Here is a 12,205-nt window from a genome sequence, read left to right as displayed (position 1 = left end):
CTGACAATTGTAGCTGAAATGGCGCTAAACGGAACCAATCATAGAAAAAGGTAGAATGAGAGGTGTTCTCATCCCGCCGGGGCAGGATGAGAACCAACGGGATTAACCGAGGATTTTTTCCAGTTCTACGCGTACTTCAGCAACCGCTTTGGTGCCGTCTACTTTCGCGTATTGGGTGTTGCCCGCTTCAGCTTCTTTCTGATAGTAACCGATCAGCGGAGCCGTCATCTGATGGTATTCCACCAGGCGCTTACGTACGGTCTCTTCCTGGTCATCTTTACGCGTGCTCAGCTCTTCACCGGTCACGTCGTCTTTGCCTTCCACCTTCGGCGGATTGAATTTGATGTGGTAAACACGGCCAGAAGCCGCGTGTACGCGACGACCGATGATGCGATCGACGATCAGCTCGTCCGGTACATCAAACTCCAGCACGAAATCAACCGCGATACCCGCCTCTTTCATGGCGTCAGCCTGCGGAATAGTGCGCGGGAAACCGTCCAGCAGGAAGCCGTTACGGCAATCTTCCTGAGTGATACGCTCTTTCACCAGCGCGATAACCAGTTCGTCGGTCACCAGCTTGCCTGCGTCCATGATGTCTTTCGCCTGTTTACCCAGCTCAGAGCCAGATTTCACAGCAGCGCGCAGCATGTCACCGGTAGAGATTTGCGGAATACCGTATTTCTCCATGATGAACTGAGCCTGAGTTCCTTTACCCGCGCCCGGAGCGCCAAGCAGAATAATACGCATTACGAAAATCCCCTCAAAAGTCGATTCAATTTTTCAAAAACGCTAAACCATACCACCAGAACGCAGAAGGCTCAAGGAAGGCGGAGCGGCTGAAACGGTTAATGGAGGGTTTATTTTGCCTGAAAGGCAGATTTTAGATGATTAGAGAAGTGGCCTTCAGCGGCCCGCGTCTCTGATGAGTCGGGGCCGCTGAGGGCAAACGGCAGGGAAATTACGATGCCAGCAGCTGATTCATCCGGCGAATAAACTGGTTCGGATCTTCCAGCGTACCGCGCTCCGCCAGCAGAGCCTGATCGAGCAGCAGCTCAACCCACTCGCTGAACCGGGCATCTTCCTGAGTATCCGCCGCGCGTTTCACCAACGGGTGCGCCGGGTTCAGTTCAAAGATGTACTTCACTTCCGGTGCGGACTGGCCCGCAGCGGCGAACAGCTTCGCCATCTGGGTGCTCATTTCATCCGCGTCAGTGGTGACGATGGCCGGGGTATCGGTCAGACGGTGCGTCAGACGGACCTCTTTCACACGCTCGCCCAGCAGAGTTTTCACGCGGTCAACAAACGGTTCCAGCGCCTTTTCTGCCTCTTTGGTGCTTTCATCCACCTCATCGGCCAGTTTTTCCAGCGACTCGTCGGTTTTCGCGACTGACTGGAAGGCTTTGCCATCGAACTCGGTCAGATAGCTCATCATCCACTCGTCGATGCGCTCAGACAGCAGCAGGACCTCGATGCCTTTCTTACGCAGCAGCTCCAGATGCGGGCTGCTCTTCGCTGCCGCATAGCTGTCTGCGGTGATGTAGTAAATCTTCTCCTGCCCTTCTTTCATGCGGGAGACATACTCTTCCAGCGACACGGTCTGCGCGGAGGAGTCGGTATGAGTAGAAGCAAAACGCAGCAGCTTCGCGATAGTCTGCTGGTTCGCATTGTCCTCCGCCGGCCCTTCTTTCAATGCCAGACCGAACTGCTGCCAGAAGGTCTGATATTTTTCAGCGTCGTCTTTCGCCAGTTTCTCCAGCATCTGCAGCACACGCTTGGTCAGCGCGGTACGCAGGTTGCGGGTGACGCTGCTGTCCTGCAGAATTTCACGCGAAACGTTGAGCGGCAGATCGTTGGAGTCCACAAGGCCACGGACAAAGCGCAGGTAGTTCGGCATAAACTGCTCGGCTTCATCCATGATGAAGACGCGCTGCACGTACAGCTTCAGACCATGTTTATGATCGCGGTTCCACATATCCCACGGCGCCTGGGAAGGGATATACAGCAGGCTGGTGTACTCCTGCTTACCTTCCACACGGTTGTGGCTCCAGGTCAGCGGGTCGCTGTAGTCATGGGCAATATGTTTATAGAATTCGTTGTATTCGTCGTCTTTAATTTCCGACTTATTACGGGTCCACAGCGCCTGAGCTTTATTGATTTTCTCCCAGGAGATCACGGTTTCGCCGTCAACTTCTTCACGTTTTTCGATCTCCACCGGTAGCGCAATGTGGTCGGAGTATTTGCTGATGATCGAACGTACGCGCCAGTCGTTCAGGAAATCATCTTCGCCTTCACGCAGGTGCAGGGTAATTTCGGTACCGCGCTCGGCTTTGGTGATATCGGCCACGGTGTAGTCGCCTTCACCGGCTGACTCCCAGAACACGCCGTTTTCTGCGCTATCGCCCGCCGCGCGGGTACGCACGGTGACTTTATCCGCCACGATAAACGCCGAGTAGAAGCCGACGCCAAACTGACCAATCAACTGGCTGTCTTTGGCCTGGTCGGAACCCATTGATTCGAGGAACGATTTGGTTCCGGATTTTGCAATGGTCCCAAGGTGATCGATAACTTCTTCACGGTTCATCCCGATACCGTTATCGGCGATGGTCAGGGTGCGGTTGTCTTTATCAAACGAAACGCGCACGCGCAGTTCACCGTCACCTTCGTACAGGTCGGGCTGGGACAGCGCGCGGAAGCGCAGCTTGTCTGCCGCATCGGAGGCGTTGGAAATCAGTTCACGCAGGAAAATTTCTTTATTGGAATAAAGAGAATGGATCATCAGGTGCAGAAGCTGTTTTACCTCTGACTGAAAACCACGAGTTTCTTGTCCTTTCATCTAAATCAACCTCAACAATGCCATTGTTAATGGTAAAAAAACCGATGAAGGGGAGATGGGGACGGGAGGGGAAATTTTCAAGCGGAGGCCCCGAAAAGCGCCTCCGTTTGGTTAAAAACGAATCTTATGTCGCCCGGCCAGGGAGTGGGACAGCGTGGTACCATCGACCATTTCCAGCTCGCCGCCGACGGGGACACCATGGGCAATGCGGCTGGCTTCTACGCCATACTGCGCGCAGAGCTCGGCGATATAATTGGCGGTCGCTTCACCTTCCACCGTGGGGTTGGTGGCGAGGATCACTTCCTGCATCGATTCGTCACGCAGGCGCTGTTCCAGACGATCGAGCCCGATGTCATCCGGCCCAATCCCGTCGAGTGGTGACAGGTGGCCCATCAGGACAAAGTAGCGGCCCGAAAACTGCCCGGTCTGCTCAATCGCGTAGATATCTGCGGGGCTTTCTACCACGCAGATCTGCCCGTTTTCACGGCGGCGCGGGTTGCTGCAAATATTGCACACTTCCTGCTCGGTGAAAGTACGGCAATCGGCACAGTGGCCGATTTCCGACATTGCACGCGTTAACGACTGCGCCAGACGCATCCCGCCGCTACGATCGCGCTGAAGCAGCGTGAACGCCATGCGTTGCGCTGACTTCGGGCCAACGCCCGGCAGACAGCGTAATGCTTCCATAAGCTGAGTTAACAGCGGGCTGGTTTGCATCAGAATGGCATCTTAAAGCCAGGCGGCAGCTGCATACCGGAGGAGACGGACGCCATCTTCTCTTTCTGGGTCTCTTCAATGCGACGTGCCGCATCGTTGAATGCCGCAGCCACGAGGTCTTCCAGCATGTCTTTGTCGTCTTCCAGCAGGCTCGGGTCGATTTCCACGCGACGGCAGTTGTGTGCGCCGTTGATGGTCACTTTAACCAGACCGGCACCGGATTCACCGGTGACTTCCAGCTGCGCGATCTCTTCCTGCATTTTCTGCATTTTGTCTTGCATCTGCTGGGCCTGTTTCATCAGGTTACCCAGGCCGCCTTTTCCACCAAACATAGGCTTCTCTCTCAGTAGGTCATCGTTAAGGATGCTGACTACAAGTCAAACTTGCAATCAAATGGGGCGAATACTCTCTTCATCCAGGTCCGCATCGAAGAACCGACGCAGCGTCTGAATGTTGTTATCCGCAATAATGGCTTCGCGCGCTTGCGCGAGCTTCTCTTCATAAATTGCCTGCCGCCACTCCAGCGGCGTGCGCATCGCAGGATTATCGTCTTCTACGATGGTCAGTTCAACCGGTGAACCGTACAATATGCCAAGCGCTTCGGCCAGCTTTTGCTGCGCACCGGCGGAATTCAAATGTCGCTGGCTCGGACGCAGATGCAGGCAAATACGCTGCCCCTCCTGCTCTTTCCAGGAATTCAGCGCCACCTGCTCTACCAGCTTCGGTACAGCAAGCTGATTGACCTCTGCCGCCCAGCTATCGCGCTCGACGGCTTCCAGCGCCAGCTTAGCCGCCAGCTCCGGCGTTTTTTCATGCTCCAGCGCTTTCTTCAGCGCTTTCGGCGTCGCCACCTCTTCTTTCACGGTTTCGACGACGGTGGTCGCTTTCCAGCGATAGGCTTCTTTTTTAGCCGGTGCTTTTTCCTGTGCCGCCGCGACGGCAGGACGCGCCTGCACGCGCTCGGTAATCGAACTTAAGCGCTCCAGCGCAGCATTATTCACCGGCCGCGCGCGGGATGCGGCTGCCGGTTCACTCTTTTTTGGTGTGGGTGCTCCCTGACCACGCTGCAGCTGGCTGCGGGCCGCCAGCACCTGACTGGTGGTTTGCGGCAAATTCTGCGGCGGTTGCGACTGCCCGACGGGGGCTGACGGCGCGGCGGCCTGAACCGGGGCGACAGGTATCGCCGGAGCGGGCTTCACCTCGGGCTCTGGCAGCGGCGTGCGCGGATGAAACGCCAACGCACGCAGTAACGTCATTTCCACGCCCATGCGTCGGTCTGGCGCATAGGGCAGCTCTTTACGGCCGATGAGCAGCGTCTGATAGTATAGCTGGACATCAGTTGGCGGTACGGTGCGCGCGAGTTCGCGCATACGCAGTTCAATGGCGGCCATGTCCGCGCCCAGCGCCGAAGGCGACAGCTGAACCATCGCAATGCGGTGCAGCAGGCTCTGCATTTCAACCAGCAAGGCTTCCCACTCAACACCGCGGGAAGCAGCATCGTTCACACCTGCCATAACGCGTTCGCCATCGGCAGCCACCAGCGCTTCAATGAGCGACAGCGCCTGATCGTCGTCGAGCGTACCCAGCATGGTACTGACTGATTCCGCCGTCAGGCGGCCATCGCCGCTGGCAATCGCCTGGTCGGTCAGGCTTAACGCGTCGCGCAGGCTGCCGTCCGCCGCACGCGACAGCAGCTGCAGCGCGCGGGATTCAAAGGCAATTTGCTCTTCACCGAGAATATGCTCAAGCTGATGGCGGATCTGTTCGACATCCAGCGCCTTCAGGTGGAACTGCAGGCAGCGCGACAGGATCGTCACCGGCAGCTTCTGCGGATCGGTGGTCGCCAGCAGGAATTTGACGTGCGCCGGCGGCTCTTCCAGCGTTTTTAACAACGCGTTGAAGCTATGGCGCGACAGCATATGGACTTCGTCGATCAGATAGACCTTAAAGCGGCCACGAGCCGGCGCGTACTGGACGTTATCCAGCAGGTCGCGGGTATCTTCGACTTTGGTTCGAGAGGCGGCATCGATCTCAATCAGATCGACAAAGCGCCCCTGTTCTATTTCCCGGCAGTTATCGCACACACCGCACGGCGTGGCGGTAATACCGGTTTCGCAGTTCAATCCTTTCGCAAGCAGGCGGGCGATCGAGGTTTTCCCTACGCCACGGGTGCCGGAAAAGAGATAAGCGTGATGAATGCGCCCTAACGATAAGCCATTCGCCAGTGCGGTCAGCACATGTTCCTGGCCGACGACGTCAGCAAAGGTTTGTGGGCGCCATTTACGGGCTAAGACCTGATAACTCATGGGCTGGCTCTGAAACGCTGGAAGGTGAAATCACGAGGGGGTCATGCTATCACAGCCCCGCCCGATCGGCGAGGCTATGTATCTGGAAATGCTTCGAGCCTGTCCCAGTAGACGTCATTGGCGCAGGCAGTTTGAACACGGACAGCGCGGAAAAACCGGAGCGTACACGTAGTACGTGAGGGTTTTGAGCACTGCCCAGGTTCAACATGACAAGCAAAATAGTCTAATGTGCAGGCTCTTAGTGGCCCGGGAAAGGAACCAGGCTATAGCAATTGATGCCCAGTTTTTCCAGACGCTGCTCACCGCCCAGATCGAACAGATTGATAATGAAGGCTGCATCATGCACTTCGCCACCCAGACGACGGATCAGCTTCACCGTAGCGTCGATGGTGCCGCCGGTTGCCAGCAGATCGTCGACCACCAGCACTTTATCACCGGCTTTGATCGCATCAACATGGATTTCCAGCTGATCGGTGCCGTATTCCAGCTCGTAGCTCTCGGCAATGGTTTCACGCGGCAGCTTACGGGGTTTACGTACCGGCACAAAGCCCACACCCAACGCCAGCGCAACCGGGGCGCCAAACAGGAAACCACGCGCTTCGGTCCCAACCACCTTGGTAATACCCGCGTCTTTATAACGCTCGGCCAGAAGTTCAATGCTGAGCGCATAGGCTTTCGGGTCTTCCAGTAAGCTGGTGACATCACGGAAAAGGATGCCAGGCTTCGGGTAGTCCTGGATGCTTTGGATGCTGTTCTTCAGATATTCAAGCTGCTGTGCAGTTGCGGTCATAAGTTTATGCCTGATTAAAACAGTGTTACTCACGGGCGTGCAAAATGGGCCAAAGAAACATTTGTTCAACCTTTGACCAGGCATGCCCGCGCTCGAAAACGCCAGAATTTACTGTCTGTCAGCGACAATTGCAACCTTCATTATTGTGCATCAGTGCTTTTGTTGCTTTGCATCAACCACCGGAATGCGCCACATAAATATCAGCAGGCAGGTCAGTATTACCAGCAGCAAGATGCGCACCCATGTAAGCTTAACCAGCCACAGCGAAAGGGCAAAGGTCAGCAGGATCATGACTATCGCCCGCGGCTTGGCGCCAGGCGGCATCGCGCGGTACTGCTGCCAGTGGCGAAGATAGCCGCCAAACCAGGAACGATACAGCAGCCAGTGGTGAAAACGCGGTGATGAACGGGCAAAACACCAGGCCGCCAGCAGAATAAACGGCGTGGTTGGCAACAAAGGCAAAAAGATGCCCAGCGTCCCCAGGGCTACCGCCAGCCAGCCAATGATGATTAAAATAATACGTGGCATAATGCGAATCGTTATCAAGCAGAGATGGCTACTGTAGCACAGTTGTTTATCGAGGTAGGGAGGAGTTCATTGAAAACAACCCGGCTTTTACAAACGCTGGAAAATCAGCTGGCTCAGTTGGCGGTACAGCTTGCACCGCTGGCGCAGCATGCGACGCTCAGCGCCCGTTTCGATCGCCAGTTGTTTCGTACCCGCAGTACATTGATGCAGTCTTGTCTTGAAGAAGCGCAGCAGCATTTTGCTGAGCTGCGCCAGGCGGTGGAGAACCAGCAGCTGCCGCAGGTGAGCTGGCTGGCGGAACGACTGGTCGCGCAAATCGCCGCCCTGAATCGTGAGGCGGCCACCTGGTCCCTGCGCCAATGGGATAGCGCATCCCCCGGACTGCAACGCTGGCAGCGGCGGCGGCTACAGCATCAGGAGTATGAACGTCGGCTGCTGGCGATGCGAAACGATCGCCAGCGTCAACTGGCGCAAGCGACAACGCTTGAGGACCAACAGCGCCTGGCAAAAGAGGTGGACGCCTATGCCGGACGTCTGGCGCGCTGTCGCGATGCGCTGGAAAAAATAGAAGCCGTACTGGCACGTATAACGCGCTAACAAAAGGAAACGTAATGTCCCTGGAAACCGCCCCGGATGAGGTCAAGCTGGCCGTTGATTTGATTATGCTGCTCGAGGAGAACCAGATCCCGGCACAGACGGTGCTGGGTGCACTGGAGATAATCAAACGTGATTATGAAAATAAACTAAGCCAGTCAGGCACCCAGACCAGCGAATAAAACGACGCTAACCCACGCCAGTCACCAACGGGGCGGCTCTCTGGCCGCCCCTGTCGATCGTCAATCTGCCGTACTTTAACCGATAGCCGGTGACGGATCGTCGCCTTTGACTTCCCGTTTCAGCTCGGTCACTTCATCACCTTTTTCATTACGCAGATGCACTTCCAGCTGGTTGAAGGCAATATTAATATTGTTCTCCCGGCACAGGCGGTCAATCGCCCGGTTCAGCTCGTCCACCGTGTAGCTGCGATCGCGTAGTTCACGCACGTACAAACGCAGCTCATGATCCAGCGTACTCGCGCCGAAAGTGGTGAAGAATACCGATGGCGCCGGCTCCTGCATTACTTTCGGGTGCTCATGCGCGGCCTGAAGCAGGACCTCTTTCACCTTATCAAGATCGGAGCCATACGCCACCCCAAGACGGATCACCACGCGCGTCACGGTGTCGGACAGCGACCAGTTGATCAGGCGCTCGGTGACAAACGCTTTGTTCGGGATGATCACCTCTTTACGATCGAAGTCGGTAATGGTGGTGGCGCGAATACGGATCTTGCTGACGGTACCGGAGAAGGTGCCGATCGTTACCGTATCGCCGATGCGCACCGGGCGTTCGAAGAGGATGATCAGACCGGAAACGAAGTTCCCGAAAATCTCCTGCAGGCCGAACCCCAGACCAACGGAGAGTGCCGCCGCCAGCCATTGCAATTTATCCCAGGAAACCCCCAGCGCGCCGAACACCGTCATCGCACTGATGGCGATGATCGCGTAGTTCATAATCGAGGTGATCGCATAGGATGTCCCCTGGCGCATATTCAGCCGCGAGAGAATCAGGACTTCCAGCAGGCCCGGTAAGTTGCGGATCAGCGCCCAGGCCACCATCGACGCGACAATGGCAAACAGCAGGCTGCCCATCGTCACGTTACGCACCACGCTGGCGCCCGCTTCGGTCCCGCTGTAATGCCACAGCGTAATACTATCGAGATAGGCAAACACGGTAATCAGATCGGACCAAATCGCCCAGAACACCACGCCAAACAAAGCGACCATCACCAGCATGGTAATACGTAGCGTTTGTTGGTTAACCTGTTCCAGTGCAATCGTCGGTTCTTCCTGCGGCTCGGCCCCTTCAGCCCCTTCTTTTACCAGGTGCTGACGACGGGCCAGCGCACGGCGCCAGGCGATACGCCGCGCGGCAACGCTCAGGCCACGCAGTACGGTCTGGTACAGCAGGTTCCACAGCATCACCAGATAGACAGTTTCAATCCAGCGGCCCGCAAGACGTAGGGTGGTATAGAAGTAACCCGTCGCCGTCAGCACCATCAGCGCAACCGGCACAATCGAGAGTACGGTAACGGTGAGCAGGCGCAGGCTGTGTGATTCTTTATCGCGCCAGCTCTCGCGGCACATTGGCCACACCAGCACCGCAATCAGCAGCAGGTTCATCAGGATAACGAACTGCCCCAGCACGTCATCCATCAGGTTCAGCGGCGACAGCTCAGACACGACCGACCAGAAGTTCAGCGGCAACAACGCCAGACTCACGCGAACAATCTGTCGACGCCAGTGGCTGGTCAACTGGGCAGGCATATTAAAGTGGCTGACCGCCACACCGTCTTTTTCCAGGACCTTCCAGCACAGCCCAAACACCAGCCAGAACAAGGCCAGTTTTTTACTGTATGCCCACAGCAGTTCGCTGATATTCAGCTGCATAGTCAGCAGAATCAGCCCCGCAGCCAGAATCAGCAGCACCACCGGTAATGCGCGGATCAGGTCGATCAGAATCGCTTTCGGTGTATGGAGCTGCGTATCGTTACGCAACTGCCCAACCTGCGACGCCAGCTTAGCCTGGTAGTTACGCAACCACTGCAGACGCCAGCGAATAACACCGGCAATCAGCAACAATGGCAGGCCTGCAAGGAAGGCAACAAACACCGCAGGCCAGGCTTTTTCCCAGTTTACGGTGATTTTCATCGCCTTAAACTGCCCTTTCAGCGCTTCCGGGAAGGATTTAATCCAGTCCCAGTCCATCGGTTTATTACTGTTCACCCAGAAAATCTGCTGGGTGAGGATCGCTTTGAGGTTGCTGGAGACGCTCATTAACTGCTGCTGGTTGATCTGCAGGTTAATCGCCATCATCAGCTGGTTGCCGAGCTGCTTATTAAACTGATCGAGCAACTCACGGCGCATATCCACGACGTCCAGCAGCGCATCATGCACATCTGGCGTCACCTCATTACTGTGCCCCTCTTCCAGTTTGGCCACAAAGCTGTCGCTCTGGAACAGCGCGTCACGCTGTTGGTTGACCTCAAATTGCTCCAGACGCAGATCGGCAATCCGGTTGGTCATATCGCTCAGCTCATCAGCCGACGGCAGCGTCTGCTGTTGCTGGTAGAGAATACGGGACAGCAGCAGGCTCCCTTTGAGGACGGAAATCTGCTCTTTGATATCGCGTTCAGATTGCAGCGCCCGATCGAGCCAGTTTTTGACCTGAATGTTACGCTGCACAAGCTGGTTGCCGTTTTCCGTCGCCGAGATCAGCTTCTGGCTGAGCTGGTGGTTGATCTCCAGCTCCTGCTTGACCAGCGGGTTGGCCTGAATACGTGCCGTCTCATCGGGAGTCACCGCTTCCTGAGCCGTTTTTTCCGTTAGCGTCAGGCGTTTACTGTTGACCGCCTCCTGCAACAGCTGCAGCTGATGCTCCAGGCGGTTGCTGTTGGCGCTAACGTAATCACGTTGTTTTTGCAGCGTATCCTGTAGAACCGTGTTTCCTTCGAGGCTCTTGCGCTGTTGCTCGATCTGCGCATTCAGCAAGGCCTGCTGCGCCAGCAGCAACCCCTGCTGGCTCGGGCGCAACGCCTCTTCACCCACGGTGGTGCCATTCAGCCGGTTACGTATTTGCTGGAGCTGCTGGGACGCCGAATACATGGCGTTTTGCACACGTTCCGGCTGCGTTTGCAGGGAGACCAGTTGGCTGTTGTAGGTTGCCAGGTCGTTCTGGGCAGTCTGGAGATCGTCCAGAGTCTGGGTGACCCGCGATTCAAGCTGACGCAAAGAGAGCGTACTGAGCGTTTTGCGCGTGGCCTCATCATCAGGCACATCGCTGAGTGCGTTGAGGCTGTCGACAGCCTGACGCATCTTCGCTGGCGCTTGTTCCACCTGCTGGCGCAGTTGGGTAGTTTCGGCCTTAATCCGCTCGATTTTATCGAGTGCTTCAAGCGTTTGAACCAGGTCTTGCTGAACCAACTTATCCTGCGGAGTCAGTTCTTTTTGTTTATTCAGGGTATTAAGTTGATTCTGAACATCAGATCGTTCGGGGACATCAGCAGCCTGGGCCTGATTAATGCTAAGGCAGCCAACAAATAACAACAGTAGAATGACAAACGCGGAAGTAGCATTCCGCCTACGAATAGTATGCAGCATAGTGTTAGCACGAGTGGTTGCAAAAGCCGGAGAATACCGGGGATCGTTACAGCGCGCAGAATAGCACTTCTGCCACCGCGCGAATAGCAGTCAGCAGCAGCAAAAAACCACCTTTTTCGTTCTACCAGCTCAGTTAATTCTTAATTTCCGCAGGCTCTCGAAGCGAAGGACAGAGCTGGTACATTTCTAAGAGAATAGAAACATAGTTACGCGCATCTTTTTTGAGATCGAAAGAGTCTGGCGCAAAAAGCCAGTTTTCCATCAGGCCGGAGAGATAGCTGCGCATTAAAACGGCGGCCTGACGGGTGAGCAGGTTGGCGGGCAGCAGTTTGGCTGCAATACATTCACGAAGTGTTTGTTCGATGCGATCGTAGCTTTCAAGACATAAGCTGCGCTGTGCGTTTTGCACTACCGCCATTTCACCAACGAATTCGCACTTATGGAATATAATTTCCATCATCAGTCGTCTACGCTCTTCTGTCACCGTAGCTTCAAGGATATAAACTAAGATCTCACGGACAACAGAGAGTGGATCGCTGGGGAATTTTGCCCGATACTCAACTTCAAGATCGCTAATACTTGCGTCCGACAGCACCCAGATTTCGTTAAATAAATCTGATTTATTCTTAAAATGCCAGTAGATAGCCCCCCTCGTCACCCCGGCAGCTTTTGCAATTGCTGCTAACGAGGTAGATGATACGCCTTGCTGCGAAAACAAACGCAAAGCCACATCCAGTATGTGTTGCCGGGTTTCAAGTGCCTGTTGTTTGGTTTTTCGTGCCATAGGTTGATGAGTTTACAGAGGTTACGTTTACATACATTTGTGAATGTATGT

11 protein-coding genes and 1 other annotated feature are annotated in these 12,205 nt (G+C 55.5%); of the genes, 2 read left to right on the top strand and 9 right to left on the bottom strand.

The genetic code is table 11. The features are described 5' to 3' along the window. Positions 1-102 precede the first annotated feature (102 nt). From adk to ACMYSO_RS19800, 7 genes are all read right to left on the bottom strand, one after another. On the bottom strand, positions 103-747 hold the full coding sequence (gene adk / locus ACMYSO_RS19830; protein WP_434667094.1) for an adenylate kinase: 645 nt from the start codon (positions 745-747) through the stop codon (positions 103-105). Positions 748-958: 211 nt separating this feature from the next. Beyond that, the gene (htpG, locus tag ACMYSO_RS19825) at positions 959-2,833 is read right to left on the bottom strand and encodes a molecular chaperone HtpG (RefSeq protein WP_434667091.1); all 1,875 of its coding nucleotides are present in this window, start codon (positions 2,831-2,833) and stop codon (positions 959-961) included. A gap of 111 nt (positions 2,834-2,944) precedes the next feature. Further along, positions 2,945-3,550 carry a recombination mediator RecR gene (gene recR / locus ACMYSO_RS19820; RefSeq protein WP_004858810.1) on the bottom strand — a complete coding sequence of 202 codons (606 nt, stop codon included), beginning with the start codon at positions 3,548-3,550 and terminating at the stop codon, positions 2,945-2,947. Then, complete coding sequence (locus tag ACMYSO_RS19815; RefSeq protein ID WP_004858807.1) at positions 3,550-3,882, bottom strand: YbaB/EbfC family nucleoid-associated protein; 333 nt, start codon at positions 3,880-3,882, stop codon at positions 3,550-3,552. The genes recR and ACMYSO_RS19815 overlap by 1 nt, the downstream gene beginning before the upstream one ends. Positions 3,883-3,939: 57 nt before the next feature. Then, complete coding sequence (gene dnaX, locus ACMYSO_RS19810; protein WP_434667088.1) at positions 3,940-5,856, bottom strand: DNA polymerase III subunit gamma/tau; 1,917 nt, start codon at positions 5,854-5,856, stop codon at positions 3,940-3,942. Beyond that, positions 4,546-4,610, bottom strand: a sequence feature (DnaX frameshifting element). It overlaps the preceding gene by 65 nt. Before the next feature lie 238 nt (positions 5,857-6,094). Further along, positions 6,095-6,646: an adenine phosphoribosyltransferase gene (gene apt, locus ACMYSO_RS19805; protein WP_004129935.1), complete on the bottom strand. Its 552-nt coding sequence runs from the start codon at positions 6,644-6,646 to the stop codon at positions 6,095-6,097. 150 nt (positions 6,647-6,796) lie between these two features. Then, a complete protein-coding gene (locus ACMYSO_RS19800) occupies positions 6,797-7,174 on the bottom strand; it encodes a DUF454 family protein (protein ID WP_434667085.1) in 378 nt (125 codons plus the stop codon). Positions 7,175-7,243: 69 nt separating this feature from the next. Between ACMYSO_RS19800 and priC the strand changes: the two genes are divergently transcribed. After that, entirely contained in the window at positions 7,244-7,771 is a 528-nt protein-coding gene (gene priC, locus ACMYSO_RS19795; protein ID WP_154143536.1) for a primosomal replication protein N'', read from the top strand. A gap of 14 nt (positions 7,772-7,785) precedes the next feature. After that, positions 7,786-7,950 (top strand): pleiotropic regulatory protein RsmS, encoded by a 165-nt coding sequence (gene rsmS, locus ACMYSO_RS19790; protein ID WP_434667082.1) that lies wholly within the window; start codon positions 7,786-7,788, stop codon positions 7,948-7,950. A gap of 75 nt (positions 7,951-8,025) precedes the next feature. Here rsmS and mscK read toward each other — a convergent pair whose 3' ends face one another. Next, a complete protein-coding gene (gene mscK / locus ACMYSO_RS19785; protein ID WP_434667079.1) occupies positions 8,026-11,370 on the bottom strand; it encodes a mechanosensitive channel MscK in 3,345 nt (1,114 codons plus the stop codon). A gap of 133 nt (positions 11,371-11,503) precedes the next feature. Beyond that, positions 11,504-12,154, bottom strand: coding sequence for a multidrug efflux transporter transcriptional repressor AcrR (gene acrR / locus ACMYSO_RS19780; protein WP_434667077.1), 651 nt, complete (start codon positions 12,152-12,154; stop codon positions 11,504-11,506). Between the last annotated feature and the right edge of the window lie 51 nt (positions 12,155-12,205).

Origin of the sequence: Klebsiella sp. B345, from assembly GCF_051131735.1 — a bacterium.
Classification (GTDB): Bacteria; Pseudomonadota; Gammaproteobacteria; order Enterobacterales; family Enterobacteriaceae; genus Klebsiella.
This window is presented reverse-complemented; position numbering and strand designations above follow the sequence as displayed.